Raw genomic sequence first — 26,578 nt, forward strand, 5'->3', positions numbered from 1 at the left:
GGGCGGGGGTGGGCCCGGTGGCTTGCCGGGTGGCTGGGTGGGTGCGGCGGGTGTGGAGTGGGTGGGTGTTCAGCGGCCGCGGGGTGCGTACATGATCACTGCCATTCCGGCCAGGCAGACCAGGGCGCCCGTGATGTCCCAGCGGTCGGGGCGGTAGCCGTCGGCGACCGCGCCCCAGGCGAGCGAGCCGGCGACGAAGACGCCGCCGTACGCGGCGAGGACGCGGCCGAAGTCGCCGGCGGGCTGGAGGGTGGCGACGAAGCCGTAGAGGCCGAGGGCGACGACGCCGGAGCCGATCCAGAGCCAGCCCTTGTGCTCGCGCACGCCTTGCCAGACGAGCCAGGCGCCGCCGATCTCGAGGACGGCGGCGAGGAGGAAGAGGGCGGCGGAGCGGGCGATCAGCATGGGCGCCAGCTTGCCAGCGGGGCGGGGCCGACGGGGTGGGTGCGTGTGGGTGGTGGGTCGTGGGTGGTGGGTGGTGGGTGCGGTTGTGGTGGGTGCGGGTGGTGGGCGGGGTGATGGGTGGGGTGGTCGCGGTCGTGGCGGATGGGGGAGCGGCGCGTCCACGAAGGAGTGGTAATCCGATGAGTGGTTCTTCGGTTTGCCTATCGTGCGGGGCATGCGTACTGGGCGTACCGCGCGTGCCGGGTCGGTAGGGCGTGCCGCGCGAGGTGTGGTGGTGGCCGCGGCGTTGTCCGCGGTCGTGGCGGGGGTGTGCACGGCCGGTACGGCCGTCGCGATCCCGCGTGCGGGCAGCGGCGGCGAGCCCGTGATGCCCGAGGCGGACGTGGCGTACCACGGGCAGGTGTCGCTGGCCGCGGGTCGGCTGGGCATCTGGCTGGTGCCCGAGAACCACGGTCCGGCGCCGCTCCCGAACGCTACGGTGCGGCTGCGCCTGTCGGTGGACCTGGCGGAGCGGCAGCGCCTGGCGGAGGGGTGCGCCCGGGTCGAGGCGCGGGTGGTGGTCTGCGAGACGGGCGCGCTGCCGGTGCAGGGCAGCGGCCGGCACATCGGTCTGGTGCTCCTGCTGAAGGAGCGGCCGGCCGAGGCGGTCCTGCGGATCGACACCTGGTGGAACGGCGGGGCGACGGACACGGAGCTGGAGAACAACGAGCACGCCGTGCTGGCGCTGGACACCGGTGATACGTACGCCTTTTGAGGGGCAGGATGGGTGGGCAGGGGTTGGGGTGGGCTGGGCCACGGGCCGCCGGCTCGGGGGCGCTCGGGTGCGGGACGTGCGTGGTGTGCGGGCCGGGCGCGCTGCGGTCAGGCCGCGTTGCCGAACTCGTCCAGGGCGTCGGTGACGATCCGCTCCAGGCTCGCGTGGTGGGCGCCGCGCCAGTACACGCGCTCGCAGTCGGCGCACTGGGCGAAGACGTCGTACGTCCGCTGCGTGCCGTGCTCGACGCGGTCGACGACGGCGTCCTTCGCGGCCGGCCGCAGCGTGCCGTTGCAGGCCGTGCAGCGGGTCCAGGGCGCGAGCTCGGGCGCGAAGCGGCCGAGGACGTCGCGCAGTTGCTCGTCCGGACGGTCGCTGTAGATGTACGCGCCCGCCCAGATCTCGCGGCGCCGCAGCAGTCCGCGGTCGCGTGAGAGCAGGACGCGGCGCTCGGCGGCGGAGCGGGCGGCGAGGGCCGCGTCGCCGATGTCCTCGTTCTCGTACGCCGCGTCGACGCCGAGCAGGCGCAGTCGGCGGGCCAGCGTGCCGAGATGGACGTCGAGGAGGAAGCGGAGCGGGGCACCGGGCACGCGCTGGGGGCGTACGACGCCTTCGACCTCGACGGACTCGCCGGCGCGCGGGACGTGGGAGGCGGGGACCTCGTGGCCGTCGACGAGGAGCCGGCCGACCTCGGTGAGCGGGACGCCGGCCGATTCGACGACGTGGCCCAGGCTGGACGAGCCGTCGGTGACCGTGCGCACCCGGGCGGCGCGGCGGTCGGGCGCCGCGAAGAGGTACAGCTCGGGGGCGAGGGTCAGGGCGATCTCCGGTCCGTTCACGGGGCCAGCATGCCACTGGGCGGGTCGGAGAGCCGAGGGGTTTTGGGGGCCGGGGGCAGGGTGGGCTCGCTTCGGGGGTGGGTCCCGGCACCGCCTGCCGGGGCCGTCGGCGGCGTGGGGAGCGTCTCAGTCGGTGTGGGCGCGGTCGTAGGCCTCGCGGGCGGCGGTCATCTGGCCGATGTGGCTCTCCGACCACTCCTTCACGGAGCCGAACAGCAGGGTGAGGCTGTGGCCGAGGTCGGTCAACTCGTAGTCCACGCGCGGCGGGACGCCGGGGGTGACGGTCCGTTCGACGAGTCCGTCGCGTTCCAGTGAGCGCAGGGTCTGGGTGAGCATCTTCTGGCTCACGCCCGCGATGGCCCGGCCCAGGTCGCTGTAGCGCTGGGGGCCGGGGGCGAGTGCGCTGAGGATGAGCCCGGCCCACTTGTCGCTGATGCGGGCCAGGACCTGGCTGGTGGGGCAGTCCCGCAGGAACGCGTCGAAGGCGTCCTTGGCCGCGGTGCGGCGGGCGGTGGCGCTCTGCGTGGTCATGACTGATCGCCTCCCGGTTCCCGGGTACCCCGGGGTGGGGTACGCACTTTGAAGTGCGTACTTACGAAAGGAAAGCGCCCTCCGTAGGTTAGTGCGCATCGGGGGGAGCGCCCCCAGGCTACGAGAGTCGACCTGACGGAGGTACGGGAAATGCGAGCGGTCATCGCGAACGGGTTCGGCGGTCCCGAGGTGCTGGAGGTCGTCGAGACGGCGGTTCCGGAGCCGGGTCCGGGCCAGGTGCGGGTTCGGGTGCGGGCGGCCGCGCTGAACCCGGTCGACGCGGCGGTACGGGCCGGTGTCTTCGGCGGGGGCGGGGAGCGGATCGGGTTCGGCTGGGACGTGGCCGGGGAGATCGACGCGCTCGGACCGGGGGTCGGGGCCGGGGACGTCGTGGCCGACGGGGGTGCGGGGGCGGCCCGGTGGGCGGTGGGGGACCGGGTGGTCGGGCTGCACTACGGGGCGGTCAAGGCGCTCGGCACGCACGCCGAGTTCGTCGTCCTCGACGTGGGTGCGCTGGCTGCTGCGCCGGTCACCGTGGACGACGCGCACGCCGCCGTGCTGCCGCTGAGCGGGCTCACCGCGGCGCGGTCGCTGGCCCAGTCCGGGCTGCGGGCCGGCGACTCGGTGCTGATCACCGGCGCCGCCGGTGTGGTGGGCGGGCTCGCGGTGCAACTGGCCGCGCGAGCGGGCCTGGTCGTGACGGCCCTGGCGGGGGAGGCGGACGAGGAGCTCGTACGGTCGCTCGGCGCGGCCCGCTTCGTACCGCGGGGCGGGGCGGTGGAGCCCGGCTCGGTGGACGGGGTGCTGGACTTCGCGGTGCTGGGGGAGCCGGCGCTGGAGTGGGTGCGGGACGGGGGCGCGTACGTGGGCGTCCACCCCGGCGCCGAGCCCGCGCCCGTGCGCGGTGTCCGTGTAGGGGCCCAGGAGGTGGCGGCCGACGGGGCGCACCTCGCGCAGCTGGTCGCCCTCGTCGACGCGGGCGGGTTGACGCTCCGGGTCGGATCCGTGCACGCGCTGGCCGACGCGGCCGAGGCGCACGCGGTCCAGGGCAAGGGCGGGGTCCGGGGGCGGGTGGTGCTGGTCGCCTGAGCGGTCCTCCGAGGGTGTTCCCCCGGTGTCGTGTCGGCCGGGGCGCCCGGACGGGGGGCGGGCGCTCCGGTGACGGTTCGGGGGAGGGGGCGGCCGGCCCGGCGGGTTCGGTTCGGGCCCCGGACCGGGGTGCGGGGCCGATCGCCGGGTGGGGGGGTGCCGGACGGTGTGCGGAGCGGGCCCTCGGTGCGGTGGGTCCCGGGCCGTGTCAGGGGCCCGGTGGGGTGGCGGCGAGGTCGACGCACCAGTCGTTGCTCGTGTGCCAGTGGCCCGGGGGGTACTCGAACTCGGCCTGGCCGAGGAGGGTGAACCCGGCCCTGCGGCAGACCGCGTTGGAGGCGTGGTGGTCCGTGGACGGATAGGCGTGCAGGTGGCGGCGCATTCGGGCGGCCGCGGTGCCGGGGGCGGCCCCGGCGGACGGTTCGGTGCCGGGGGCGTCCGGTCCGGGCGCGGCCGGCGTACGGAGGTGGGTGATCAGGGCGCGGGCCGCCAGGGCGGCCAGGCCGTGGCCCTGGTGCTCGGGGAGGACGCCCCAGCCGGTCTCGTACACCTCCTCGCCCCGCCAGGTGCGGCCCCAGAAGCCGATGGTGCCGACGGTGACCGCGCCCGCCGGGTCGAGGCCGGTCGCCCGTACCCGGAACATGCGGCCGGCCGTCGGATCGCCCGCGCTCAGGGCCAGGTAGCGGCGGTGCCGGTCGGCGAGCTTCGCGTCCGACTCGGGGCCGCCGAGGTACGCGGTCATGGCCGGTTCGTTCTTGCGCAGCAGCAGCCAGAAGTCTTCCTCGCCCCAGGCTTCCAGACGTACGGAGATCCCCATGGGACCACCGTACGGCCCGCCGCCGACAGTGGAGCGGGTACGTGTCCGGCGCACCGGCGAGGCGGACGGAGCCTACGGTTCCGGCATGGACGACAAGCAGCACAGCATCAGTTCCCTGCTCGCGGCGGCGGCCGCGCGGGCCGTGCCGGTCGTGCGCGGCGTGGACGAGCGGCAGCTCGGCGGGCCGACGCCCTGCTCCGGCTACAGCGTGCGGGAGCTGCTCGACCACTTCTTCGACGTGGTCGTCAACTTCACGAGGCTGGGCGGGAAGAAGCCCAGCGCGTTCGCCGAGAAGCCCGACTACCTCGGTACGAGCGACTGGCGCGAGCGGTTCGCCGACGAAGTGGACCGGCTGGTGTCGGCCTGGGGTGCGCCCGGGGCCGAGGAGGGCACCACGGGAGCCATGCACCAGCCCGCCCGCACGGTCGGCTGCATGGCGTTGCTCGACCTGACGGTGCACGCCTGGGACCTCGCCCGGGCCACCGGGCAGGAGTACGTCCCCGACCCGGCCGGGGTGGCGACCCTGGCGGCGGTCATCGACGAGCTCGCCCCGGCCGCGCGCGACGCGGGCATGTTCGACGAGCCGGTGCACACGGCGGCCGACCCCTCGCCGTTCGAGGAGCTGCTCGCCGCCACCGGCCGCGACCCGTACTGGAGTTGAGCGGCCGTCACGCCTCCAGTAGGAGGAGGTGCTCGTCGATCTCCGCGCCCCGGGCGGGGGCGTGGTTCGTCTCGGTGCCGGTCACCACGAACCCGCACCTGCGGAGCACCCGCAGCGAAGCCGCGTTGTCGCAGGCGGCCCGGGCGTGCAGGGGGCGCTCGGGGACGAGGTCCAGCAGCTGGCGCAGGGCGGCGGTGGCCACGCCGCGCCCCCAGTGGGCGCGCCGCACGCGGTAGGTGACCGAGCGCTCCTCCGGCGGGCCGAACACCGCTGCCTGCCCGACCGGCTCGCCGTCCGGGCCGGCGATGACGCGCATCACGACGGCCGGATCGGCGCTCAGGCGTGCCCAGCGCGCCCGGTACGTCTCCCAGTCCGCCGGCTCGGCGGGGGTGAAGGCGGCCATCCGGTTCGACTCGGGGTCGAGGTGGTCCTCGTAGAGGGTGGGCAGGTCGGAGTCGCGCAGCTCGCGGAGGGTGACGGGGAGGGGCGGCCGGGTGCGGGGCGCCTCGGGCGCGGGGGCGCCGGTGGGGGAGCCGGCGGGGGTGCGGGCGGCGTCATCGGCGTGCATGCGGCGAGTATGGCCGAAAGGGGGTGGGCGGGCGAGGGGGCGGCGGCGGGTGCGTGGGCGGGTCCGGCCCGGTGCGGTCCCGGTGCGGTCCCGGGGCGGTTCGCCGTGCCGGGGTCAGGGCTTCGGGGCGCGGATCCGCCGCGTCGGCGGGTGACCGGGGGCGTGGTCGCTCAGGGCCAGACCAGGCAGTACGGCTGGTGGCCGTTCTCGTGGAGGCGTTCGCTGAACTGCTGCCACTCGTGGAGCAGCTGGTAGACGTTGAAGGCGTCGCGGGGGCCGCCGCGGTCCGGGACGGTGGACCAGATGAAGGCGGCCGCGCCCACGGACTCCTCGCCGATGCCGCGCAGCGGGTCGACCACGGTCATGGGCAGCTTGACCACCGCGTAGTCGGGGTGCAGGACCACCAGCTCCAGCGGCGGGACCTTGTGCAGCGGTATGCCCTCGATGCCGGTGAGGACCATCGCGGCCACCGTCTCCGGCTTGATCTTGGTGAACATGCCGCCCATGCCGAGCTCGTCGCCGCCGAGCTCCTCGGGGCGCATGGTGACCGGTACGCGGGCGGCGGTCGCCCCGTCGGGTGCGCCGAAGTACTTGTACGTCACGCCCATGCCGCGGCCCCCGAAGGCGGTGTCGGTGGTCTCGGTGGTCTCGGACGGCGGCTTGGCGCCGGAGCGGGCGCGGCGGCCCGCGGCCCGGCCGGCGGGGGTGCCCGTCCCGGAGCCCGTGGCGCCGCCGCCGTCGGTGCCCGGCCCGGGGCCGGTACCCGTGCCGGGGCCGGCGGTGAGGGACTGGTCCGGGGTGCCCGGCCTGCCGGCCGTGCCGGTCCGGCTCGTACCGGGGCCGCCGCTCGCGCCGGGGCCCGCCGGGCGGGCGGGGTCCGAGGCGCCCGGACGGGGTGCCCCGGTCGGTCCCGGCTGCTCCGCTGCCGGGTCGCCGCCGGCGTGGCGACGGTGCTTGCCGCGGCGGGCACGGGCCTCGCGGGCCTCGCGGGCGCGCTGCGGGTCGAGGCCGTCCATGCCCTCGCCCGGTCCACCACCGCGTTGCATATATCCACCCGACCGCTCTACCGGCCGTCCGGATGCCTCCGGACCGGCCTGATCATCATGGCAGTGACCTCCCCCGCGACACGAGGGTGAAACCCGATGCGCACACACCCGGCCCACACCTGTCCGCGAGACGGCCCGGGCCTCTGACACCATGGCTGATGTGAGCTACCCATACCAGGCCCCAGTTTCGCAGACTCTTTTCGACCGGGCGGCAGTCGTGACCCCCGGCGGCGTGAACTCTCCCGTCCGCGCCTTCAAGGCCGTGGGCGGTACGCCCCGGTTCATGGTGTCCGGTACCGGTCCGTACCTGACCGACGCCGACGGACGCGAGTATGTCGATCTTGTGTGCTCCTGGGGGCCGATGATCCTCGGACACTCCCACCCCGAGGTGATCGCGGCGGTGCAGGAGGCGGTGGCCCGCGGCACCTCCTTCGGTACGCCCGGTGAGGGCGAGGTCGCGCTGGCCGAGGAGATCGTGGCGCGGATCGCGCCGGTCGAGCAGGTGCGCCTGGTGTCCTCCGGCACCGAGGCGACCATGTCGGCGATCCGGCTGGCCCGCGGGTTCACGGGCCGGGCCAAGGTCGTGAAGTTCGCCGGCTGCTACCACGGGCACGTGGACGCGCTGCTCGCCGCGGCCGGCTCCGGGCTGGCCACCTTCGCGCTGCCGGACACGCCCGGCGTGACCGGTGCGCAGGCGGGCGACACGATCGTGCTGCCGTACAACGACCTGGACGCGGTACGGGCGGCCTTCGCCGCGCACCCGGGCGAGATCGCCTGCGTGATCACCGAGGCGGCGCCGGGCAACATGGGCGTCGTGACCCCGGGCGAGGGCTTCAACCAGGGCCTGGCGGACCTGTGCCGCGAGAACGGTGCGCTGTACATCTCCGACGAGGTCATGACGGGCTTCCGCACGAGCCGCGCCGGCTGGTACGGGGTGGACGGCGTCACGCCGGACCTGATGACCTTCGGCAAGGTCATGGGCGGCGGCTTCCCGGCGGCGGCCTTCGGCGGCCGCCGCGACGTGATGGCGTTCCTGGCGCCGGCCGGCCCCGTCTACCAGGCCGGCACCCTCTCCGGTAACCCGGTCGCCACGGCGGCGGGCCTGGCGCAGCTGCGGCTGCTCGACGGGGCGGCGTACGACAAGGTGAACGCCGTCTCGACGGAGATCCAGGGCCTGGTCACGGAGGCGCTGGCGAAGGAGGGCGTGGCGCACCGGCTGCAGACCGCGTCCAACATGTTCTCGGTGTTCTTCACCCCGGACGAGGTGCGGAACTACGACGACGCGAAGAAGCAGGAGTCCTTCCGCTTCACCGCGTTCTTCCACTCGATGCTGGCGCAGGGCGTGTACCTGCCGCCGTCCGCGTTCGAGTCGTGGTTCGTCTCGACCGCGCACGACGGGCGGGCCGTGGAGCGGATCGCCGCCGCGCTGCCCGCGGCGGCCCGGGCGGCCGCGGAGGCCACTGCGGAGGCGGGCGCATGAGCGGCGACGAGATCACGGTCGTCCACCTGATGCGGCACGGCGAGGTGCACAACCCCGACGGCGTGCTCTACGGGCGCCGGGCCGGCTACCACCTGTCCGACCTGGGGCGCCGGATGGCCGACAAGGTGGCCGAGCACCTGGAGGGGCGCGACATCACGTACGTCGTCGCCTCCCCGCTGGAGCGGGCCCAGGAGACGGCCGAGCCGATCGCCAAGGGCCACGGGCTGGACGTCGCGACGGACGGGCGGCTGATCGAGGCGGGCAACGTCTTCGAGGGCAAGACGTTCGGGGTGGGTGACGGGGCGCTGCGCAAGCCGGCGAACTGGAAGCACCTGACGAACCCGTTCAAGCCGTCGTGGGGCGAGCCGTACATCGAGCAGGTGGTACGGATGATGGCCGCGCTGGACGCGGCCAAGGACGCGGCGCGCGGGCACGAGGCGGTCGCCGTCAGCCACCAGCTGCCGATCTGGATCGTGCGCAGCTTCGCGGAGAAGCGGCGGCTGTGGCACGACCCGCGGCGCCGGCAGTGCACGCTTGCCTCGCTGACGTCGTTCACGTACCAGGGCGACCAGCTGGTGTCGGTGGGCTACAGCGAGCCGGCGCGGGACCTGGTGCCGGCGCACCTGCTCGCGGGTGCGAAGCCGGTGAAGGGGAAGGCCAAGGCCTTCGGGGCCTGATCGGGGCTCCGCCCCGGGCCCCGTGCCCGGGCGCTGCGCGCCGGGCCGTTCGGGGGCTCCGCCCCCGGACCCCGCGCCTCACGCGCCGGCGGGGCCGGAATCGCGACCCCGCGCCTCACGCGCCGGCGGGGCCGGAGGTCTCCGGCCCCGCCGGCGTCTTCGCGCCACGCGCGCCCCGGCTTTGCCGAAATAAATACCGGGCCCGCGGGAACCACCGTGTTGGGGGAAGGCCTCTCTCCATTTGTCCGCTTATATGGACAGGGTGAGATCTTCGCGTGGACGACGGGGACGGTGACATGCGCGAATTCAGTCGACGAGGTGCGCTGGGTCTGGGACTTGGGGCGGCGGCCGCGGTGGGGGTCGCGGGCTGCAGTGCGGGGGGCGAGGCCGGCAAGGGTGCTCTCGGTCCGATCGGGAAGGGCGGGGAGAAATCGGGCGAACCATCAGAACCTCCCGCAAAGCTCATAGGTGACGGTTCGACCGCCGACACCGGGCCGCAGCCCCACCAGCCCGCCAAGCCCGTGCCGCTCCAGCCGGGCGAGACCCCGCCGCAGTTCGTGGTCTTCAGCTGGGACGGGGCCGGCGAGGTCGGCAACGGCCTCTTCCCGCGCTTCCTGAAGGTGGCCAAGGACCACGGCGCGGCCATGACCTTCTTCCTCTCCGGCCTCTACCTCCTGCCGGAGTCGAAGAAGAGCCTCTACCGTCCGCCGAACAACCCCGTCGGCGCCTCCGACATCGGCTACCTCACCGACGGCCACGTCCGCGAGACGATCAAGAACGTGCGGCAGGCCTGGCTCGACGGGCACGAGATAGGCACCCACTTCAACGGGCACTTCTGCGGCGGCTCCGGTTCCGTCGAGCACTGGACCGGTGCCGACTGGCAGGACGAGATAGACCAGGCCGTGTCGTTCGTCACCAAGTGGAGGACGAACACCGGCATCACCGACCTTGAGCCGCTGCCCTTCGACTACTCGAAGGAGCTGGTCGGCGCGCGCACCCCGTGCCTGAAGGGCCAGGACAACCTGCTGCCGACCGCGCAGAAGCTCGGCTGGCGCTACGACGCCTCCTCGCCCGGTGGCGTCCAGGCGTGGCCCGACAAGAAGCAGGGTGTATGGGACCTGCCCCTCCAGGGGCTCCCGTTCCCCGGGCACTCCTTCGAGGTGCTGTCCATGGACTACAACATCCTGGCGAACCAGTCGGGCAACACCACCCGCGGCGTCCCGGCCAACTACCCCGGCTGGCGCACCCAGGCCACCGGCGCCTACCTCAACGGCTTCCGGCGCGCGTACGAGACCAACCGCGCACCCCTGTTCATCGGCAACCACTTCGAGCAGTGGAACGGCGGCATCTACATGGACGCCGTCGAGGAAGCCCTGAAGTCCATGTCGGACAAAAAGGACGTACGGCTCGTATCGTTCCGTCAGTTCGTGGACTGGCTCGACGTCCAGGACCCCAAGGTCCTCGCCAAGCTCCGCACCCTCCAGCCCGGCCAGAGCCCCGCCGGCGGCTGGAAGACCTTCCTCACCAGCGCCTAGCCGCGCCCGCGGGGGGCGCGGAAGATCGGCAATTCGCCCATGCGAAACTTTTCACATGAGCCTCAGCCGCGCCCCCCGTCGCCGCACCGCACGCGGCCGCGTCCTGCTGCCGACCGCGGCGGCCCTCGCCGGCGCCCTCGCCCTCACGGCCTGCGGCGCCTCCGGCGGGACGTCCTCCGGTTCCGGCACCAACTACGTCCAGGGCAAGGGCGGCGTCTCCACGGTGGCCGAGGCCGACCGCAGCGAGGCGCCCAAGCTCGACGGCGGGACCGTCGACGGACAGCGGCTCGACGTCACCTCCCTCAAGGGCAAGGTCGTCGTCCTCAACGTCTGGGGCTCCTGGTGCCCGCCCTGCCGCGCCGAGGCCCCGCACTTCGCGAAGGTCTCCAAGGAGCTCAAGGCCAAGGGCGTGGAGTTCGTCGGGATCAACACCCGCGACGCCTCCAAGCCCCCCGCCGAGGCCTTCGAGGAGAACTTCGGCATCACCTACCCGAGCCTGTACGACCCCAACGGCAAGCTGATGCTCCGCTTCCCCAAGGGCACCCTGAACCCGCAGTCCATCCCCTCGACCCTCGTCCTCGACCGGGACGGCCGGATCGCCGCCCGCTCGCTGCTGGCGGTCAACGAGGAGACCCTGCGGAAGATGATCGAGCCCGTACTCGCGGAGAAGTGACCCGGTGCTCCCCGTGACCCCGCAAGGCTCCGGCACGGCCCCGGCCGTCCTCCAGCTGGCCGCCGAGACCGGCGTGAACCAGACCGTCTACAGCGGAGCGCTGCTGCTGGCCGTCCCGCTGGCGCTGCTCGGCGGCCTGGTCTCGTTCTTCTCGCCCTGCGTCCTGCCGCTCGTGCCCGGCTACCTGTCCTACGTCACCGGGGTCGGCGGCGCCGACCTCGCCGAGGCCCGCCGCGGCCGGATGGTCGCCGGGGCCGGCCTCTTCGTCCTCGGCTTCACCGCCGTGTTCGTCTCCGGCGGGGCGCTCTTCGGGTACTTCGGCGACACCCTGCAGGCCCACAAGGAGGTCATCTCCCGGGTCCTCGGCGGGCTCGTGATCCTCCTCGGCCTGTTCTTCATGGGCTGGATCCCGGGCCTGACGATGCGCGAGTTCCGCTTCCACAAGAAGCCCGCCGCCGGCCTGCTGGGCGCCCCCGTGCTCGGCGTGCTCTTCGGCATCGGCTGGACCCCCTGCATGGGTCCCACCCTCGCCGCGGCGACCTCCCTCGCCTTCGAGCAGGGCAGCGCGGCCCGCGGAGCACTCCTGACGACCGTCTTCTGCCTCGGCCTCGGCGTGCCGTTCGTGCTCACCGCCGTCGCCTTCCGCAAGGCGCTCGGCGCCTTCGACTGGGTCAAGAAGCACTATGCGTGGGTGATGCGGATCGGCGGCGGCATGCTGATCCTCACCGGCCTGCTGCTCGTCACAGGAACGTGGGACAGCATCATCGGCGAAATGCAGGGCTGGAGCGACGGCTTCACGGTCGGGATCTGAGGACGGACGACGAATGAGTACGACCGACAAGACGACGGGTGCCGCGGCGGGCGACCCCGCCGGCACCACCGTCGACGAGGCGGCGGCCGGCGCCCAGCTGTCCACCGCCCCCCTCGACGACAGCCCCGGCGACCCCGTCGGCATCGGCCTGCTCGGCTGGGCCCGATGGACCTGGCGGCAGCTGACCTCCATGAGGGTCGCGCTGATCCTGCTGTTCCTGCTCTCGCTGGGCGCCATCCCCGGCTCCCTCGTCCCGCAGAACAGCGTCGACCTCCTCAAGGTCGCCGACTGGAAGCGCAACCACCCCACCCTCACGCCGGTCTACGAGAAGCTCCAGCTCTTCGACGTCTACAGCTCGGTGTGGTTCTCCGCGATCTACATCCTGCTGTTCGTCTCCCTCATCGGCTGCATCGTGCCGCGCTCCTGGCAGTTCGTCGGCCAGCTGCGCGGCCGCCCGCCGGGCGCGCCCAAGCGCCTGGAGCGCCTGCCCGCGTTCACCCACTGGCGCACCGGGACGGACCCCGACGAGGTCCTCGCCGCCGCCGGGCAGCTGCTCAAGAAGCGCGGCTACCGCGTCCACGCCACCGGCAACGCCGTCGCCGCGGAGAAGGGCTACCTGCGCGAGGCCGGCAACCTGCTCTTCCACGTCGCCCTCATCGTGATGCTGGTGGCGTTCGCCTGGGGCCGGCTGTTCTTCTCCGAAGGCGGCAAGCTCGTCCTCCAGGGCGGCGGGTTCTCGAACACGCTCACCCAGTACGACGACTTCAAGTCCGGCAGCCTCTTCACCGCCGACGACCTGCCGCCGTTCAGCTTCACCCTGGACGAGTTCGACGCCACCTACGAGCGCAGCGGCCCGCAGAAGGGCACCGCGCGCGACTTCAAGGCGTACGTCACCTACAGCGAGGGCGCGTACGGCGCGCCGAAGAAGACCGAGATCCAGGTCAACAAGCCGCTGGAGATCGAGGGCTCGAAGATCTACCTGCTCGGCCACGGCTACGCCCCGGTCATCTCGGTGACGGACGCCCGCGGGAAGGTCGTCTTCAAGGACGCGGTGCCGATGCTGCCGCAGGACGCGAACCTCACCTCCACCGGCGCGGTCAAGGTCAACGACGGCTACCGCGACAAGAACGGCAAGAAGGAGCAGCTCGGCTTCTCCGGCGTGTTCGTGCCCACCTTCGCGGGCGCGGGCCGGGGCACGATGTTCTCCCAGTACCCGGGGCTGGACTTCCCGGCGCTGGCGCTGACGGGCTACCACGGCAGCCTCGGCGTGGACGCGGGCCTGCCGCAGAACGTGTACGTCCTGGACACGTCCAAGATGACGCAGTTCAAGGACAAGGACGGCAAGCCGTTCGCGGTCCGCATGCTGCCGGGCGAGTCCATGACCCTGCCGAACGGCGCGGGCACCGTGAAGTTCGAGGGCATCGGCCGCTGGGCCACCTTCTCCGTCACCCACCAGCCCGGCAGCGGTCTCGCCCTCACCGGCGCGATCGCCGCCGTCCTGGGCCTGGCCGGCTCGCTGTTCATCCAGCGGCGCCGGATCTGGGTCCGGGCGGTCACGGACCGCGGCACCACCGTCGTCCTGATGGCGGGCCTGGGCCGCAGCGAGTCCGCCAAGCTCCCCGAGGAGCTGGGCGACCTGGCCCTGACCCTGAACTCCGAGGCGGCGCCGACGGCGCCCGAGCCCGCGGAAGCCGAAACCGAAGCAGACCCCGCAGTCGACACCGCTGCCGAAGGAGAGCGCGCATGACGCAGCTCGCAGTAGCCGCCAACGAGAACCTGGCGCACATCAGCAACGTGCTGGTCTATTCGTCCATGGCGGTCTACACGCTCGCCTTTTTCGCGCACATCGCCGAGTGGGTCTTCGGCAGCCGCAGCAAGGTCGGCCGCACCGCGGCCGCGCTGACCGGCGCCGGGTCCCGGACCGCGGGGGCCGCAGCGGCCCCCGCCGTCACGGTGCGCACGAAGGGGGGCACCGCGGTCCTCGACAAGCCGAAGGTCGTCACCCGCGCCGCCGCCGGCAGCCGTGACCTGCCCGACGGCCCCGGTGCCGCCGGCGGCACCGAGAAGGGCGACCTGTACGGGCGGATCGCGGTCTCCCTGACCACCCTCGGCTTCCTCATCGCGGCCGCCGGCGTGGTCTCCCGCGCCCTGTCCGTCGAGCGGGCCCCCTGGGGCAACATGTACGAGTTCTCGATCACCTTCTCCACGGTGGCCGTCGGCGCGTACCTCGTCCTCCTCGCCCTGAAGAAGAACGTCCGCTGGATCGGCCTGGTGCTCGTCACCACGGTCCTGCTGGACCTCGGCATCGCCACCACCTGGTTGTACACCGACAGCGACCAGCTGGTTCCGGCGCTGCACTCGTACTGGCTGTACATCCACGTCTCCACCGCGATCATCTGCGGCGCGGTGTTCTACATCGGCGCCGTCGGCACGCTGCTCTACCTCTTCCGCGACTCGTACGAGGCCAAGCTGGAGCGCGGCGAGCAGCCCGGCCGGTTCGCGACCTCGGTCCTCGAGCGGCTGCCCGCCGCCGGGAGCCTCGACAAGTTCTCGTACCGCATCAACGCGGCCGTCTTCCCGCTGTGGACCTTCACGATCATCGCGGGCGCGATCTGGGCCGGGGACGCCTGGGGCCGCTACTGGGGCTGGGACCCCAAGGAGGTCTGGTCCTTCGTCACCTGGGTCGCCTACGCCTGCTACCTGCACGCCCGCGCGACGGCCGGCTGGAAGGGCCGCAAGGCCGCCTACCTGGCGCTGTTCGCATTCGCCTGCTGGATCTGGAACTACTACGGCGTGAACATCCTGCTCAGCGGCAAGCACTCGTACGCCGGCGTCTGACGCACGGCACGCGGACCCCGCGGGGGCCGTCGCGGGACCCCCGCGGCGGCCCCCGCGCGCGTCCCCGACCCGTGCGCGCCCGCGTGCGAAGTACCGCCGAACGGGTGACGCTGGTGGCATGACCGCATCCCTGTCCGCGATCGGCCGGGTGGCCAGCGAGCGCCGGGGCGCGGACCGGTTCCGGCTGCGCTTCGAGGTCAACCTCCCGCACGGCTACGAGCCGGTGTGGGCGGCCCTGACCACCGCCGAGGGACTGCGCGGCTGGCTGGCCGCCGCCGACGAGCTGCAGCGGCGCATCGGCGGGCGGGTCGTCCTGCGCTGGCTCGACACGGGCACGACCGCCTCGGGCCGCATCACCGCCTGGGACGTCGAACGCGTCGCCGAGTACACGGTGACCGTGCACGGCCGGCTCCGCTTCCACCTGGAGGCGTCCGGACCCGAGAGCACGGTCCTGCGGTTCACCAACGAGCGGGCCGGCTCCGACGCCGACCGCCTCGACGCCCTGGCCGGCTGGCACGCGCACTTCGAACTCCTCGCCGAGGCCCTCCAGGGCCGCCCCGCGGACTGGGAGCGGTGGACCGACGAGAGGTGGCGCACCCTGCGCGCCCACTACGGGCAGCAGTAGGCGCGCCCGGGCGGAAGGAGCACACCCATGGCGAAGCACGCGCACGTGCGCCACGACGGCGACGCCCCGGCCTACTGGGTCCTCAACAGCCTGTACGAGGTGATCGCCGCCAGCGAGGAGACGGCCGGTGCCTTCGCCGTCATGCGGATGACGGTCCCGGAGGGCTGGGGCCCGCCGCTGCACACCCACCCCGGCACCGAGAGCTGCTACGTCCTGGAGGGGACGGTCCGCCTGCACCTGGAGGACGAGATCGTCGAGTGCGGGCCCGGGGACTTCTTCCACATCCCGGCGGGCCACTGGGAGCGGTTCGAGCCCACCAGCACGGTGCGGCTCCTGGTCACCTACGCGCCCGGGGCCAACGTCGACCGGATGTTCGCCGAGATGGGCGTGCCGGCCGAGCGGCGCGAGCTGCCTCCGGAGACCGAGCCGGACCTGGAGCACATCCTCCAGGTCACCGCACGGTACGGGCTGGAGATGCGGCCGCCCGCCGCGCTCTGAGGTGCCGCGCTCCGAGGTGACGTGCTCCGAGGTGACGTGCTCCGAGGTGCCGTGCTCCGAGTGGTCGCGCTCCGAGGTGCCGCGCTCCCAGGTGACGGGGCGTTACGGGCGCTCGTCCGGACCGGCGTCGCGGCCCGGGTCCCGGTCGCGGTTGCCCTGCTGCTTGCGGTCCTCGTCGAGGGAGCGCAGGAACTCGGGGTTGTCGTCCGGGGCCACCCAGCGGGTGGTGCCCCGCTCCGCCCCGGAACCGCCCGCGGCCGCGCGCTTCCTGCCGGCCAGCAGCCAGACCGCCGGGCCCACGATCGAGAACAGCAGGATGATGATCACCCACACCACCTTCGGCAGGTGCCTGACCTCCTCCTCGGGCGTGTTCAGGCAGTCGACGAAGGCGTAGATCGTCAGGGCGAGGACCAGCAGGAACGGCAGATAGCGCAGCACGGTGTGAGTCCGACCCCCCGAAGCGGTGGCGGGGCCCCGCGGGCCCCGGTGACGCTCCCAGGGTAGTGCGTGGCGGATACTGGCCTGCATGGCTTACGACGATCTCCGCTCGCTGCTCCGGGCCCTGGAGCGGGAGGGCGACCTCAAGCGCATCAAGGCCGAAGTGGACCCCTACCTCGAGGTCGGGGAGATCGTCGACAGAGTGAACAAGGCGGGCGGGCCCGCGCTGCTCTTCGAGAACGTCAAGGGCTCCGACATGCCCCTGGCGATGAACGTCTTCGGCACCGACCGCCGCCTGCTCAAGGCGCTCGGCCTGAAGTCGTACGGGGAGATCAGCGAGAAGATCGGCGGCCTGCTCAAGCCGGAGCTCCCGCAGGGCTTCATCGGCGTCCGCGAGGCCTTCGGCAAGCTCGGCTCGATGGTGCACGTGCCGCCGAAGAAGGTGAAGTCCGAGGCCGCGCCCGTGCAGGAGGTCGTCCTGACGGGGGACCAGGTGGACCTGGACCGGCTGCCGGCCCTCTTCACCTGGCCGAAGGACGGCGGGTCCTTCTTCAACCTGGGCCTGACCCACACCAAGCACCCGGAGACCGGGGTCCGCAACCTCGGCCTCTACCGGCTGCAGCGCCACGACAAGCGCACCATCGGCATGCACTGGCAGATCCACAAGGACAGCCGCAACCACTACGCGGTGGCCGCCAGGCGCGGCGAGCGGCTGCCGGTCGCGATCGCCTTCGGCTGCCCGCCGGCCGTGACGTACGCCTCCACCGCGCCGCTGCCCGGCGACATCGACGAGTACCTGTTCGCCGGGTTCGTCGCGGGCCGGCGGATCGAGATGGTCGACTGCAAGACCGTGCCGCTCCAGGTCCCGGCGCAGGCCGAGGTCGTCGTCGAGGGCTGGCTGGAGCCGGGGGAGACGCTGCCCGAGGGCCCCTTCGGCGACCACACCGGCTTCTACACCCCGCAGGAGCCGTTCCCGGCCCTGACCATCGACTGCGTGACGATGCGCAAGCGCCCGCTGCTGCAGTCCATCGTGGTCGGCCGGCCGCCGACCGAGGACGGGCCGCTGGGACGGGCCACCGAGCGGTTCTTCCTGCCCCTGCTGAAGATCATCGTGCCGGACATCGTGGACTACCACCTGCCCGAGGCGGGCGGTTTCCACAACTGCGCGATCGTCTCGATCGACAAGAAGTACCCCAAGCACGCGCAGAAGGTCATGCACGCCATCTGGGGCGCGCACATGATGTCGCTGACCAAGCTGATCATCGTGGTGGACAGCGGCTGCGACGTCCACGACCTGCACGAGGTCGCCTGGCGGGCGCTGGGCAACACCGACTACTCCCGCGACCTGACCGTGGTCGAGGGCCCGGTGGACCACCTCGACCACGCCTCGTACCAGCAGTTCTGGGGCGGCAAGGCGGGCATCGACGCGACGAAGAAGCTGCCGGAGGAGGGCTACACCCGGGACGGCGGCTGGCCGGACATGGTGGAGTCGGACCCGGCGACGGCGGCCCTGGTGGACCGCCGCTGGAAGGAATACGGGCTGTGACCACCGCTGCCGTCCCCGGCGCCACGCCGGGGCGTACGAAGGCGTTCCTGCGCCTCGTGATGATCGAGCACTCGGTCTTCGCGCTGCCCTTCGCCTACATCGCCGCGCTGAGCGCGATGTTCGAGCTGGACCGGCAGGTCCACTGGGTGAAGCTGCTGCTGGTGACCGTCTGCATGGTGGGCCTGCGGACCTTCGCCATGGCCGCCAACCGGATCATCGACCGCGAGATCGACGCCCGCAACCCGCGGACCGCGGGCCGCGAGCTGGTGACCGGCGCGGTCTCGGTGCGGTCGGCGTGGACCGGGGCGGGCATCGCGGTGGCGGTGTTCCTCGGGGCGGCGGCGCTGCTCAACCCGCTGTGCCTGGCGCTGGCGCCGGTGGCGGTCGTACCGATGGTGGTCTACCCCTACGGCAAGCGGTTCACGAACTTCCCGCACGCCATCCTGGGCCTGGCCCAGGCGATGGGACCGGTGGGCGCGTGGCTGGCGGTGACGGGGGGGTGGTCCTGGGACGCGGTGCTCCTGGGGCTGGCGGTCGGCGTGTGGATCGGCGGCTTCGACCTGATCTTCGCCTGCCAGGACGTGCAGGCCGACCGGGCCGAGGGCGTCATGTCGGTGCCGGCCCGCTTCGGGATCCCGGCGGCGCTGTGGGGCGCGCGGGCCTGCCACGTCGTCACGATGGCGCTGTTCGCCTGGTACGCGGTCGCCACGGACGCGGGCGCGCTCTTCTGGGCCGGCCTGATCGTCGTCGCGGCGGCCTTCGGGTACGAGCACTCGATCGTCACGCCGAAGGACCTCTCCCGGCTCAACCGCGCCTTCTTCACGGTGAACGGCTTCATCGGGATCGCGCTCTTCGTGTGCGCCCTCGCGGACCTGCTGGTGCGCGGGCTCACGCTCTAGGCTCGAGTCATGACTGAGGTTAGGGCGGAAGGCCGCGCCGAGGGCGGGCGCGTGCCGTGGGTAGTCGGGGTGTCCGGCGCCTCGGGCACGCCGTACGCCGCGGCGGTGCTGCGGGGGTTGCTGGCGGCCGGGGAGGCGGTGGACCTGGTGGTGAGCCGGGCCTCGCGGCTCACCCTCCTGGACGAGACGGGCATCGCGTTCCGCGACGCGCGCTGGCGCGAGGACCTGGCGGCGTGGCTGGCCCGGGGAGCGGACGGCAAGCCGGACACGTTCCCCTGGGTGTACGACGCGCTCGGGGGCGGTGCCGGCGGTGGCGCCGGTGACGGTGACGGCGGCGCAAATGGTCGCGGTGGCGCGGATGGTGGCGCCCGCGGTGGCGGCGACGGTGAGGGGCACGGTGGCGGCGCCGGCCGGGGCGTGCGGTACTGGGCGGCCGGTGACCTGGCGGCGGGGCCGTCGTCGGGCTCGTACCGGGTGAAGGGGATGCTGATCGTGCCCGCGTCCACGGCGTGCGTGGCCGGGGTGGCGCTGGGGTTGTCGAAGGACCTGCTGCAGCGGGCGGCGAGCGTGATGCTCAAGGAGCGGCGCCGGCTGGTGGTCGCGGTGCGGGAGACCCCGCTGAACGGCCAGACGCTGAAGCACCTGGTGGCGCTGGACGAGGCGGGCGCCGTGGTGCTGCCCGCCTCTCCGGCGTTCTACGCGGGTGCGACGCACATCCAGGATCTCGTGGACTTCGTCGCGGGGCGGGTGCTCGATGCGGCAGAGGTGCCGCACCGGCTGTACCGCCGTTGGGAAGGAGAGCTCGGTGGCTCCCGGGCTGCGGACTAGCGGGGTGCCGGCCGGCCCGGTGGGGGCCGGCGCACCGCGCGCCGGTCGGCCGCGGACTAGCGCTTCTTGGCGGTCCGGGGCGCGCGCATCTTGTCGACGCGGCGGGCCGCGGCGGGCTGGTCGGTGCGGGATCGGCTGGCCAGCTCCTGGAGCTGTCGCATGTGCGCGTAGGCCATCTCGATCGTGTACACGGTGGGATCACTCCAAAGATCGTCTTTGATCTGCTGAAAGATTCGCTGAACATCCCCCGGTTTTGCTGGGGGTTTCGCAGGGTGTCGGCCCTGCATGCCTTAGATTCTATACGTAAAATCGCGGGATCGCTGAACAATGGAAGGCTCCAGACCTATGGACGCGGTGGACAGGCAGCTCATCCAGGCACTGAGGGAGAACGGCCGGGCGTCGTACGCCGAACTGGGCCGTCTCGTGGGCCTCTCCGGCCCCAGCGTCACCGACCGGATCAACCGCCTGGAGTCGGCGGGCGTCATCACCGGCTACCGCGCGACGGTCAACGCCGCCTCGCTCGGACTGGGGGTCACCGCCCTCATCGGCATCTCGCTGTCCGACGCCGCCGACCACGAGGACGTGGCGCGCCGGCTGCGCGACCTGGCCGAGATCGAGGACTGCTGGTTCATCGCGGGCGACGACTCGTACATGCTCAAGGTCCGCGCCAGCGACGTGGACGGCCTGGAGCGCATCATCCGCAAGCTCTCCGGCACCAAGGGCGTCTCGCGCACCCGTACCACGATCGTGCTGTCCACGAAGTGGGAGAACCGGGTCGGCGATCTGCCGGAGGAGGCCTGAGAGTACGGTGGGGCAGGGTTGCAGGACACATAGAGGAGGCGACCGCGGCATGGACGCTGGGCTCAAGCGCGAGCTGGAGGAGAAGGTCCGCTCGGGCGAGCGGCTGACCCGTGAGGACGGCATCGCCCTCTACGAGTCGGACGACCTGGCCTGGCTCGGCGGCCTGGCCCACGAGGTGCGCACGCGCAAGAACGGCGACGTGGTGCACTTCAACGTCAACCGCCACCTCAACATGACGAACGTGTGCACCGCGTCCTGCGCGTACTGCTCCTTCCAGCGCAAGCCGGGGGAGAAGGACGCGTACACGATGCGCATCGAGGAGGCCGTGCGCCTGGCCAAGGCCATGGAGAACGACCACCTCACCGAGCTGCACATCGTCAACGGCCTGCACCCGAACCTGCCGTGGCGCTACTACCCGCGCTCGCTGAGCGAGCTGAAGAAGGCGCTGCCGAACGTCTCGCTGAAGGCGTTCACGGCCACGGAGATCCACCACTTCGAGACCATCTCGGGCCTGTCCGCCTCCGAGATCCTCGACGAGCTGATCGAGGCGGGGCTGGAGTCCCTGACCGGCGGCGGCGCGGAGATCTTCGACTGGGAGGTGCGCCAGCACATCGTCGACCACCGCACCCACTGGGAGGACTGGTCGCGCATCCACCGGCTCGCGCACGAGAAGGGTCTGAAGACCCCGTGCACGATGCTGTACGGGCACATCGAGGAGCCGCGCCACCGCGTGGACCACGTGCTGCGGCTGCGCGAGCTCCAGGACGAGACCGGCGGCTTCCAGGTCTTCATCCCGCTGCGCTACCAGCACGACTTCGTGGACATGCAGGACGGCAAGGTCCGCAACACGCTCCAGGCGCGGACCCAGATGGCGACGGGCGCCGAGGCGCTGAAGACCTTCGCGGTCTCCCGGCTGCTGTTCGACAACATCCCGCACGTCAAGGTCTTCTGGGTCATGCACGGCGTGCAGACGGCGCAGCTCGCGCTGCAGCACGGCGCGGACGACATGGACGGCTCGGTGGTCGAGTACAAGATCACGCACGATGCCGACAACTACGGCACCCCGAACAAGCTCGGCCGTGACGACCTGCTGGAGCTGATCCGCGAGGCCGGCTTCCGGCCGGTCGAGCGCAACACGCGCTACGAGGTCATCCGCGAGTACCCGGGCCCGGACGCGTCGCTGCGCGAGTCGCCGCAGCCGATGCGCGTCTGAGGTCGCCTCGCAGGGGTGGTGAAGTGTGCTGAAGCGCCCAGGTCCGGATCCCGGACCTGGGCGCTTTCCCGCTGGCGCGGGATGGTCCACCCGGACCACCAGGGCGGCGGCGAGGGGGGACCGGGATGGCGGCGACGGGGATGGGACGGCGGTGCTGTGGGACCCGCGGGAGCGGGCGGCGCCGAAGGTCCCGCCGGCGGCGCTGCGGCCGGCTCCGGCGGACAACCCCCGCCGGACTTGTCCGTAAGCGCGGCGTGCTTCACTGGACGGGCACGACTACCCCCACCGGGAGAGAGAAGGCCTGCCGTGGCTCCCAAGCCGAGCGCCACCGTCCGCTACACCGCCATGCGGTTCGCGATCTTCGTCGGTTCCTTCCTGGCCGTGCTGGGCCTGGTCAAGCTCCAGATCCTGCCCTCGGGCCTGGGTGACTCGAACCTGGTCTGGGTCGTGCTGCTCTCGCTCGTGGTCTCCGCCCCGCTGTCCTTCGTGCTCCTGCGCAAGCAGCGCGACGAGATGTCCCAGCAGATCAGCGAACGCGTCACCGGGATGAAGGCGAAGCTCGCCGACAACCGCACCCGGGAGGACGAGGCCGACGACGCCGCCCGCGCCGCCTCGTGAGCGCGAGCTTGCTCACACTCCCGTAGTCCTCGCGAGTCCTCGCGCAGCTTTTCCGCCGAAGCCCCGGCGCCGGAGATTCCGCTCCAGCGCCGGGGCTTCGTCGCATCCGGGGCCGGTGGGGCGTCCGGTGCAGGTGATTCGACTCTAAACAGTCTCAAAGTGAGGCTTTGAGGATCTCAAAGTTCAGGTGTTAGCTTTGAGTGGTCTAAACATGTCATCTGCCGGAGAGTGTTGTCCGTGTCCGCGATCTCCAAGACCGCCGCAAGAATCCCCTTCTGGGTCCAGATAGTCGCCGGCCTGGTGCTCGGCGTCCTCCTGGGCTGGCTCGCCCGCAGCCAGGACATCAGCTGGCTCCACACCACCCTGGAGAAGGTCGGCGACCTCTTCGTCCAGCTGCTGAAGCTGGCCGTCGCCCCGCTGGTCTTCTTCGCGATCCTGGTCTCGATCACCAACCTGCGGAAGGTCAACAACGCCGCCCGGCTGGCCTCGCGCACGCTGCTCTGGTTCATGATCACGTCGCTGATCGCGGTCTCCATCGGACTGGCGCTCGGCCTGCTCACCGACCCCGGCGCCGGCACCGGCCTGACGCCCAAGGACGGCCGGCTGCCCAAGCACACCGGCTCCTGGATCGACTTCCTGACCGGCATCGTGCCGACCGACGTCATCACGCCGTTCACCGAGCTGAACGTCCTGCAGATCGTCTTCATGGCCGCCGTCGCCGGCATCGCCGCGCTCCAGCTCGGCGACAAGGCCGCGCCGATCCTCACCCTCGCCGAGTCCGTGCTGGAGCTCCTCCAGAAGGCGCTGTGGTGGGTCATCCGGCTCGCCCCGATCGGCACCGTCGGCCTCATCGGCTACGCCATCGCCGACTACGGCTGGGACCTGATCGGCAAGTACGCCACCTTCACCGCGGACGTCTACATCGGCTGCGCGCTGGTGATGTTCGGCGTCTACCCGCTGCTGCTCGCGACCGTCGCCAAGGTCAACCCGCTGCAGTTCTTCAAGGGCGCCTGGCCCGCGATCCAGCTGGCCTTCGTCTCGCGCTCGTCGGTGGGCACCATGCCGGTCACCCAGAAGGTCACCGAGCGGCTCGGCGTCCCGAAGGAGTACGCCTCCTTCGCCGTGCCCTTCGGCGCCACCACCAAGATGGACGGCTGCGCCGCCATCTACCCGGCGCTCGCCGCGATCTTCATCGCGCAGATCTTCGACGTGCCGCTCGGCGTGGGCGACTACCTGCTGATCGCGTTCGTGTCGGTGGTCGGCTCGGCCGCCACCGCGGGCCTCACCGGCGCCACCGTCATGCTGACGCTGACCCTGTCGACGCTGGGGCTCCCCCTGGAGGGCGTCGGCCTCCTGCTGGCCATCGACCCGGTCCTCGACATGATGCGCACGGCCACGAACGTCGCTGGCCAAGTTGTCACACCTGTCGTGGTCGCCGCCCGCGAGGGCATCCTCGACAAGGACGCGTACGCCGCGGCGTCGTCCTCCCCACTGGACGGCCCGTCGGCCTACGAGGCCGAGCAGCAGGCCACCCTCCCGGCCGCTGCCTGACCCCCGCGCCAGGCTCTGCACTCGCCGCAGCCCCCGTTCCCTGCCGGGCGGGGGCTGCGGCGTGTCCAGAGTGGTCCCGGTTCCCCCGGACCGGGGTGACCGGCAGAAGTCGGCTTCTCCAGCAGGCCTGTTGGCGATCGGAGGACAGGCTCCGGTCCATTTCTGAGTTCTTGCAGGTGTCGACGGCAACAGGAGACCGGTCGTCTGCGGAGGGGCTGGCACGCTCGACGGTCTCGGCGCGGCTGGCGGCGGGGGCGCAGATCATCGGCCCCGCGCTGTCGGCCTTCTGGCATGAGGGGAAGTTCGGCACGGGGGAGGAGTGGCAGCTCCTGTTCAAGGTCCGCGCGGACCGGTACGCGGACCTGGAACGGCACCTGTTGGACCAGCACCCTTGGAAGAACCCGGAAATCACGGCCGTTCCAATCGCGGCTGGATCGGCGGCGTACCTGCGCTGGGTGGCCACGACCACGGCACCGGAGCCCCGGGACTGATCGACTCAGGCTCCGGGCTGCTCCAGGACATCGGCCACGGCAGGCACGGTCCGGTATCCGCTCAGCTTGGTCAGGGCCGGTTCGATCCGCTGCCGCGGGCGCACCGACGCGACACCGTATGAGAGGTCGAGCGCTCGCCCGATGACGTGAGCGGATTCCTCGACCTCGCCCGCCGAGAGGTAGGCGTCCGCCAGCCACGTCAGGTACAAGCTCTTGTCGCGGGCGTGGGTGTCGTCGTATTCACGCAGAGCCTTTTCCAGGGCGGGGACGGCCCGGAGGGGCCGCCCGAGTTCCGTCCAACACCGCCCCGTCATGATCAGCAGCTCGGTCTCGTCCACCCAGGAAGCCCAGTCCGGCTGGTCCTCGCCGTGGTTCTCGCTGAGGGCCTGCTGGGCGCTGCTGAGGGCTGACTCGGTCTGCGCGGCGTCGCCGGTGAGGGCGTGGGCCCAAGCGCAGCGCTCGTGAAGGAGGGCACGCACCGTGGACGGGGTTTCTGGCCCGGCCGTCTGGCAGGAGCGGGTGGCGATGTCCACGCCAGCACCACGATCACCGTCGCTGCGCTGGTAGGCCAGGAACGCGAGGGCGTTCGCCGCCAAGGATCGGTCGCCGGCCTCGCTGGCAGCGGCATGGCTGGCCTCGTAAAGGCTCCTCGCCTCTGCCTGCTTGCCGCTGTCGAACGCGGCCCACCCGGCCTGCTGGGCCTGCTCCGCCAGGACAGACAGGAGCTCGCGCCCCGTCTCCTCGGTGTAACTGGCCTCGCGCAGGATGCCCTTGGTCGCCTGGTACTCCCCGACGTACACCCGGAAGGTGTCACCGCCGCCAAGGACGTCGTCCAGGCGGCGAAGACGTGCTGTGCGCTGTCTGAGCTTCTGTGGGAGTCCGCGGGATACGCGTCCAGCCGCTCTGATGGGCTGGAGACCGGGCAGAGCCACGGCCAACCCGGTGCCGGACTTGGCCCGTACAAAGTCTCTGCGGTCCACTGAGTCCCCTCCTCCCGTCGCGCCCGTGGCGCCGCGCCCGGTCGGAGGGAGGGGTTGTCCTGTCTCCCACCAACGGGGGGCGAGGCCGAGCAAGTACCCGGGGATGCGCAAGGCATCGGCGATCGTGACGATCTTGTCGAAGGTGGTCACGCTGCCCTCGCCGCGTGCCAGCAAGCCGACTCGAGCGGACTGGCTACTTACCCCCGACCGCCGGGGGACCGGGCCGGTTACGGAGATCGAGTGCACGACGTGCCTGGACGGCCCGGGTCCGTTGGAGGATGAACTCGCCGTGACCGCTTGGTGTGTCGCGCACACGCGACGCCGCGGGCACAACGGCTTCCGGCGGATCGTGACGGACTTCCACCGCGTCGTGATCGCTGACCGGTCCGACTGACGAGACGGGGCTTCGGTGTGTGCCGGGTGGGAGGGCCGGGGTCAGGTGGTGGGGGGCTTCGAGGCGGGGCCGTGGGAGACGGTGAGGGCCCAGCGGACCCCGGGCGAGGCGGTGACGGTGACGCCGGTGAGGCGGGTGGCCTCCGAGAGGGCGATGACGTCCCCGCGAGGGGTGACGGCGCCGGGCGAGCAGACTTCGACTGAGGCCGAGGCCACGTCCGTGTCCCGGGCCCGCTCCGGCGACTCGCCGGAGGCGGGACCGCCGAAGGTGTCCTCGTCGCGGGGGCCGAGGGCGACCTCGACCTTGCCGCGGCCCTCGCACGCGAACTCGACGGCCAGGTCGCCCGGAGGCAGGGCCTCGTCGAGGTCGTAGGACTTGGAGCCCGTGGTGGGGGCGACCGTGAGGAGGGTGCGGGCGCCGGAGCCGGCGGGGGCCTTGGTGAGGGTCGCGCGGGTCGGCGTGTTCCCCGCGTCGTGGGGCGTGGTGGTGTGTGCGGCGTCCGCGGGGCGGGCGGCCGAGTGGGCGGGTGCGGCGGCCGGGTCCGGGTGGGCGGGTGTGGCGGCCGAGCGGGCGGGTGTGGGGGCCTGCGTGCTCGGGGCGGTGGCCGTGCAGGCCGTCAGGGCGAGGCAGCCCGCCAGGACGGTCAGGGGGAGGAGGGCGGTCGCGCGCATCACGGCTCCGGACGGTCGAGAGCCCCCCACGGGGGCCTGTGGGCGCCACCGTAGGAGGCTCTTGATCGACCCGGGTAGAGGAACCCGGCACTCCTGAGGGAGATTTGAGCTGCGGGGAGGGCCGGGGAGCTGCGGGGGTGGGTCGGGGAGCTGCGGGTGGGTCGGGGTGGGGTGGATCCCGCCGGTTCGGTCGGGTTCTGGTGTCAGGGGCAGCTGATGCGGGTGTCGCCGGGGTCGGTGGTGCAGGTGTCGAAGCCGGAGCCGCCGTTGGCGGTGTCGTTGGCGGTGACGCCGTCGGTGG

At 72.3% G+C, this 26,578-nt stretch carries 30 protein-coding genes and 1 pseudogene; 21 read left to right on the top strand and 10 right to left on the bottom strand.

All coding sequences use genetic code 11. The features are described from left to right. Positions 1–69 precede the first annotated feature (69 nt). Positions 70–405 (bottom strand): YnfA family protein, encoded by a 336-nt coding sequence (locus IF43_RS0132985; protein WP_030209622.1) that lies wholly within the window; start codon positions 403–405, stop codon positions 70–72. Positions 406–679: 274 nt separating this feature from the next. Between IF43_RS0132985 and IF43_RS0132990 the strand changes: the two genes are divergently transcribed. After that, positions 680–1,159: a hypothetical protein gene (locus tag IF43_RS0132990; protein WP_078910643.1), complete on the top strand. Its 480-nt coding sequence runs from the start codon at positions 680–682 to the stop codon at positions 1,157–1,159. 107 nt (positions 1,160–1,266) lie between these two features. Here IF43_RS0132990 and IF43_RS0132995 read toward each other — a convergent pair whose 3' ends face one another. Continuing rightward, positions 1,267–1,998 carry a Mut7-C RNAse domain-containing protein gene (locus tag IF43_RS0132995; RefSeq protein WP_030209628.1) on the bottom strand — a complete coding sequence of 244 codons (732 nt, stop codon included), beginning with the start codon at positions 1,996–1,998 and terminating at the stop codon, positions 1,267–1,269. A 126-nt stretch (positions 1,999–2,124) separates the two neighbouring features. After that, complete coding sequence (locus tag IF43_RS0133000; RefSeq protein WP_030209631.1) at positions 2,125–2,529, bottom strand: helix-turn-helix domain-containing protein; 405 nt, start codon at positions 2,527–2,529, stop codon at positions 2,125–2,127. Between the two features lie 150 nt (positions 2,530–2,679). Between IF43_RS0133000 and IF43_RS0133005 the strand changes: the two genes are divergently transcribed. Continuing rightward, complete coding sequence (locus tag IF43_RS0133005) at positions 2,680–3,618, top strand: NADP-dependent oxidoreductase (RefSeq protein WP_030209634.1); 939 nt, start codon at positions 2,680–2,682, stop codon at positions 3,616–3,618. Positions 3,619–3,826: 208 nt separating this feature from the next. Here the strand turns inward: IF43_RS0133005 and IF43_RS0133010 are convergent, their stop codons facing one another. Continuing rightward, a complete protein-coding gene (locus IF43_RS0133010; protein WP_030209637.1) occupies positions 3,827–4,435 on the bottom strand; it encodes a GNAT family N-acetyltransferase in 609 nt (202 codons plus the stop codon). Between the two features lie 85 nt (positions 4,436–4,520). Here IF43_RS0133010 and IF43_RS0133015 point away from each other — a divergent pair, with 85 nt between their 5' ends. Then, on the top strand, positions 4,521–5,096 hold the full coding sequence (locus tag IF43_RS0133015) for a TIGR03086 family metal-binding protein (protein ID WP_030209640.1): 576 nt from the start codon (positions 4,521–4,523) through the stop codon (positions 5,094–5,096). Positions 5,097–5,103: 7 nt separating this feature from the next. Here the strand turns inward: IF43_RS0133015 and IF43_RS0133020 are convergent, their stop codons facing one another. Both IF43_RS0133020 and IF43_RS43225 read right to left on the bottom strand, forming a co-directional pair. After that, entirely contained in the window at positions 5,104–5,664 is a 561-nt protein-coding gene (locus tag IF43_RS0133020; protein WP_078910644.1) for a GNAT family N-acetyltransferase, read from the bottom strand. 170 nt (positions 5,665–5,834) lie between these two features. Then, positions 5,835–6,272 (bottom strand): annotated as a pseudogene (locus IF43_RS43225) (hypothetical protein); the annotation flags it as partial. Positions 6,273–6,861: 589 nt separating this feature from the next. On the opposite strand from IF43_RS43225, the gene hemL reads away from it, so the two are divergent. From hemL to IF43_RS0133070, 9 genes are all read left to right on the top strand, one after another. Continuing rightward, the gene (gene hemL / locus IF43_RS0133030) at positions 6,862–8,190 is read left to right on the top strand and encodes a glutamate-1-semialdehyde 2,1-aminomutase (RefSeq protein ID WP_030209650.1); all 1,329 of its coding nucleotides are present in this window, start codon (positions 6,862–6,864) and stop codon (positions 8,188–8,190) included. Continuing rightward, positions 8,187–8,867: a histidine phosphatase family protein gene (locus tag IF43_RS0133035; RefSeq protein WP_030209651.1), complete on the top strand. Its 681-nt coding sequence runs from the start codon at positions 8,187–8,189 to the stop codon at positions 8,865–8,867. Before hemL ends, IF43_RS0133035 begins: the two co-directional genes overlap by 4 nt. A gap of 296 nt (positions 8,868–9,163) precedes the next feature. Further along, the gene (locus tag IF43_RS0133040) at positions 9,164–10,402 is read left to right on the top strand and encodes a hypothetical protein (protein ID WP_030209653.1); all 1,239 of its coding nucleotides are present in this window, start codon (positions 9,164–9,166) and stop codon (positions 10,400–10,402) included. Positions 10,403–10,457: 55 nt separating this feature from the next. Continuing rightward, entirely contained in the window at positions 10,458–11,075 is a 618-nt protein-coding gene (locus IF43_RS0133045) for a TlpA disulfide reductase family protein (RefSeq protein WP_030209656.1), read from the top strand. A 13-nt stretch (positions 11,076–11,088) separates the two neighbouring features. Beyond that, entirely contained in the window at positions 11,089–11,886 is a 798-nt protein-coding gene (locus IF43_RS0133050; protein WP_051796692.1) for a cytochrome c biogenesis CcdA family protein, read from the top strand. Between the two features lie 13 nt (positions 11,887–11,899). Further along, positions 11,900–13,633: a cytochrome c biogenesis protein ResB gene (locus IF43_RS0133055; protein WP_078910645.1), complete on the top strand. Its 1,734-nt coding sequence runs from the start codon at positions 11,900–11,902 to the stop codon at positions 13,631–13,633. Next, positions 13,630–14,724, top strand: coding sequence for a c-type cytochrome biogenesis protein CcsB (gene ccsB / locus IF43_RS0133060; protein ID WP_030209667.1), 1,095 nt, complete (start codon positions 13,630–13,632; stop codon positions 14,722–14,724). Before IF43_RS0133055 ends, ccsB begins: the two co-directional genes overlap by 4 nt. Before the next feature lie 118 nt (positions 14,725–14,842). Further along, positions 14,843–15,349, top strand: coding sequence for an SRPBCC domain-containing protein (locus tag IF43_RS0133065; RefSeq protein ID WP_030209669.1), 507 nt, complete (start codon positions 14,843–14,845; stop codon positions 15,347–15,349). A gap of 27 nt (positions 15,350–15,376) precedes the next feature. After that, the gene (locus IF43_RS0133070; RefSeq protein WP_051796688.1) at positions 15,377–15,847 is read left to right on the top strand and encodes a cupin domain-containing protein; all 471 of its coding nucleotides are present in this window, start codon (positions 15,377–15,379) and stop codon (positions 15,845–15,847) included. Positions 15,848–15,949: 102 nt separating this feature from the next. Here the strand turns inward: IF43_RS0133070 and IF43_RS0133075 are convergent, their stop codons facing one another. Then, positions 15,950–16,285: a PLD nuclease N-terminal domain-containing protein gene (locus IF43_RS0133075; RefSeq protein ID WP_030209674.1), complete on the bottom strand. Its 336-nt coding sequence runs from the start codon at positions 16,283–16,285 to the stop codon at positions 15,950–15,952. 88 nt (positions 16,286–16,373) lie between these two features. On the opposite strand from IF43_RS0133075, the gene IF43_RS0133080 reads away from it, so the two are divergent. The 3 genes from IF43_RS0133080 to IF43_RS0133090 are packed head-to-tail and all read left to right on the top strand — an operon-like array spanning position 16,374 to position 19,558. Continuing rightward, the gene (locus IF43_RS0133080) at positions 16,374–17,831 is read left to right on the top strand and encodes a menaquinone biosynthesis decarboxylase (protein WP_030209676.1); all 1,458 of its coding nucleotides are present in this window, start codon (positions 16,374–16,376) and stop codon (positions 17,829–17,831) included. After that, positions 17,828–18,730 carry a menaquinone biosynthesis prenyltransferase MqnP gene (mqnP, locus tag IF43_RS0133085; RefSeq protein ID WP_030209678.1) on the top strand — a complete coding sequence of 301 codons (903 nt, stop codon included), beginning with the start codon at positions 17,828–17,830 and terminating at the stop codon, positions 18,728–18,730. The genes IF43_RS0133080 and mqnP overlap by 4 nt, the downstream gene beginning before the upstream one ends. A gap of 9 nt (positions 18,731–18,739) precedes the next feature. Next, entirely contained in the window at positions 18,740–19,558 is an 819-nt protein-coding gene (locus IF43_RS0133090; protein WP_051796689.1) for a UbiX family flavin prenyltransferase, read from the top strand. A 56-nt stretch (positions 19,559–19,614) separates the two neighbouring features. Here IF43_RS0133090 and IF43_RS43620 read toward each other — a convergent pair whose 3' ends face one another. Continuing rightward, positions 19,615–19,749 (bottom strand): hypothetical protein, encoded by a 135-nt coding sequence (locus IF43_RS43620; protein ID WP_267884814.1) that lies wholly within the window; start codon positions 19,747–19,749, stop codon positions 19,615–19,617. Between the two features lie 154 nt (positions 19,750–19,903). Here IF43_RS43620 and IF43_RS0133100 point away from each other — a divergent pair, with 154 nt between their 5' ends. The 5 genes from IF43_RS0133100 to cutA all read left to right on the top strand — a co-directional run bounded on the left by IF43_RS0133100 (position 19,904) and on the right by cutA (position 24,232). Continuing rightward, a complete protein-coding gene (locus IF43_RS0133100; RefSeq protein ID WP_030209683.1) occupies positions 19,904–20,359 on the top strand; it encodes an Lrp/AsnC family transcriptional regulator in 456 nt (151 codons plus the stop codon). A 49-nt stretch (positions 20,360–20,408) separates the two neighbouring features. After that, positions 20,409–21,572 carry an aminofutalosine synthase MqnE gene (mqnE, locus tag IF43_RS0133105; protein ID WP_030209685.1) on the top strand — a complete coding sequence of 388 codons (1,164 nt, stop codon included), beginning with the start codon at positions 20,409–20,411 and terminating at the stop codon, positions 21,570–21,572. Between the two features lie 306 nt (positions 21,573–21,878). Then, positions 21,879–22,190 carry a DUF4229 domain-containing protein gene (locus tag IF43_RS43230; protein WP_030209687.1) on the top strand — a complete coding sequence of 104 codons (312 nt, stop codon included), beginning with the start codon at positions 21,879–21,881 and terminating at the stop codon, positions 22,188–22,190. A 231-nt stretch (positions 22,191–22,421) separates the two neighbouring features. Further along, positions 22,422–23,741: a dicarboxylate/amino acid:cation symporter gene (locus IF43_RS0133115; RefSeq protein ID WP_030209689.1), complete on the top strand. Its 1,320-nt coding sequence runs from the start codon at positions 22,422–22,424 to the stop codon at positions 23,739–23,741. Between the two features lie 170 nt (positions 23,742–23,911). After that, positions 23,912–24,232 (top strand): divalent-cation tolerance protein CutA, encoded by a 321-nt coding sequence (cutA, locus tag IF43_RS0133120; RefSeq protein ID WP_037891107.1) that lies wholly within the window; start codon positions 23,912–23,914, stop codon positions 24,230–24,232. A gap of 5 nt (positions 24,233–24,237) precedes the next feature. Here cutA and IF43_RS0133125 read toward each other — a convergent pair whose 3' ends face one another. Beyond that, complete coding sequence (locus IF43_RS0133125; RefSeq protein WP_234332620.1) at positions 24,238–25,032, bottom strand: XRE family transcriptional regulator; 795 nt, start codon at positions 25,030–25,032, stop codon at positions 24,238–24,240. A gap of 283 nt (positions 25,033–25,315) precedes the next feature. On the opposite strand from IF43_RS0133125, the gene IF43_RS0133130 reads away from it, so the two are divergent. After that, positions 25,316–25,606: a single-stranded DNA-binding protein gene (locus tag IF43_RS0133130; protein ID WP_234332621.1), complete on the top strand. Its 291-nt coding sequence runs from the start codon at positions 25,316–25,318 to the stop codon at positions 25,604–25,606. A gap of 41 nt (positions 25,607–25,647) precedes the next feature. Here IF43_RS0133130 and IF43_RS41885 read toward each other — a convergent pair whose 3' ends face one another. Next, a complete protein-coding gene (locus tag IF43_RS41885) occupies positions 25,648–26,277 on the bottom strand; it encodes a hypothetical protein (protein ID WP_030209697.1) in 630 nt (209 codons plus the stop codon). Positions 26,278–26,578: the final 301 nt, after the last annotated feature.

The sequence above is a fragment of the Streptomyces sp. NRRL S-87 genome (genome assembly GCF_000719335.1).
Lineage (GTDB): Bacteria > Actinomycetota > Actinomycetes > Streptomycetales > Streptomycetaceae > Streptomyces.

Bases quoted from the DNA above. Each gene is read 5' to 3' on its own strand.
- IF43_RS0132985 (WP_030209622.1), bottom strand. From the start codon at position 405: ATGCTGATCGCCCGCTCCGCCGCCCTCTTCCTCCTCGCCGCCGTCCTC.
- IF43_RS0133000 (WP_030209631.1), bottom strand. From the start codon at position 2,529: ATGACCACGCAGAGCGCCACCGCCCGCCGCACCGCGGCCAAGGACGCC.
- IF43_RS0133005 (WP_030209634.1), top strand. From the start codon at position 2,680: ATGCGAGCGGTCATCGCGAACGGGTTCGGCGGTCCCGAGGTGCTGGAG.
- IF43_RS0133010 (WP_030209637.1), bottom strand. From the start codon at position 4,435: ATGGGGATCTCCGTACGTCTGGAAGCCTGGGGCGAGGAAGACTTCTGG.
- IF43_RS0133015 (WP_030209640.1), top strand. From the start codon at position 4,521: ATGGACGACAAGCAGCACAGCATCAGTTCCCTGCTCGCGGCGGCGGCC.
- IF43_RS0133020 (WP_078910644.1), bottom strand. From the start codon at position 5,664: ATGCACGCCGATGACGCCGCCCGCACCCCCGCCGGCTCCCCCACCGGC.
- hemL (WP_030209650.1), top strand. From the start codon at position 6,862: ATGGCTGATGTGAGCTACCCATACCAGGCCCCAGTTTCGCAGACTCTT.
- IF43_RS0133035 (WP_030209651.1), top strand. From the start codon at position 8,187: ATGAGCGGCGACGAGATCACGGTCGTCCACCTGATGCGGCACGGCGAG.
- IF43_RS0133040 (WP_030209653.1), top strand. From the start codon at position 9,164: ATGCGCGAATTCAGTCGACGAGGTGCGCTGGGTCTGGGACTTGGGGCG.
- IF43_RS0133045 (WP_030209656.1), top strand. From the start codon at position 10,458: ATGAGCCTCAGCCGCGCCCCCCGTCGCCGCACCGCACGCGGCCGCGTC.
- IF43_RS0133055 (WP_078910645.1), top strand. From the start codon at position 11,900: ATGAGTACGACCGACAAGACGACGGGTGCCGCGGCGGGCGACCCCGCC.
- ccsB (WP_030209667.1), top strand. From the start codon at position 13,630: ATGACGCAGCTCGCAGTAGCCGCCAACGAGAACCTGGCGCACATCAGC.
- IF43_RS0133065 (WP_030209669.1), top strand. From the start codon at position 14,843: ATGACCGCATCCCTGTCCGCGATCGGCCGGGTGGCCAGCGAGCGCCGG.
- IF43_RS0133070 (WP_051796688.1), top strand. From the start codon at position 15,377: ATGGCGAAGCACGCGCACGTGCGCCACGACGGCGACGCCCCGGCCTAC.
- IF43_RS0133080 (WP_030209676.1), top strand. From the start codon at position 16,374: ATGGCTTACGACGATCTCCGCTCGCTGCTCCGGGCCCTGGAGCGGGAG.
- IF43_RS0133090 (WP_051796689.1), top strand. From the start codon at position 18,740: ATGACTGAGGTTAGGGCGGAAGGCCGCGCCGAGGGCGGGCGCGTGCCG.
- IF43_RS0133100 (WP_030209683.1), top strand. From the start codon at position 19,904: ATGGACGCGGTGGACAGGCAGCTCATCCAGGCACTGAGGGAGAACGGC.
- mqnE (WP_030209685.1), top strand. From the start codon at position 20,409: ATGGACGCTGGGCTCAAGCGCGAGCTGGAGGAGAAGGTCCGCTCGGGC.
- IF43_RS0133130 (WP_234332621.1), top strand. From the start codon at position 25,316: ATGCGCAAGGCATCGGCGATCGTGACGATCTTGTCGAAGGTGGTCACG.
- IF43_RS41885 (WP_030209697.1), bottom strand. From the start codon at position 26,277: ATGCGCGCGACCGCCCTCCTCCCCCTGACCGTCCTGGCGGGCTGCCTC.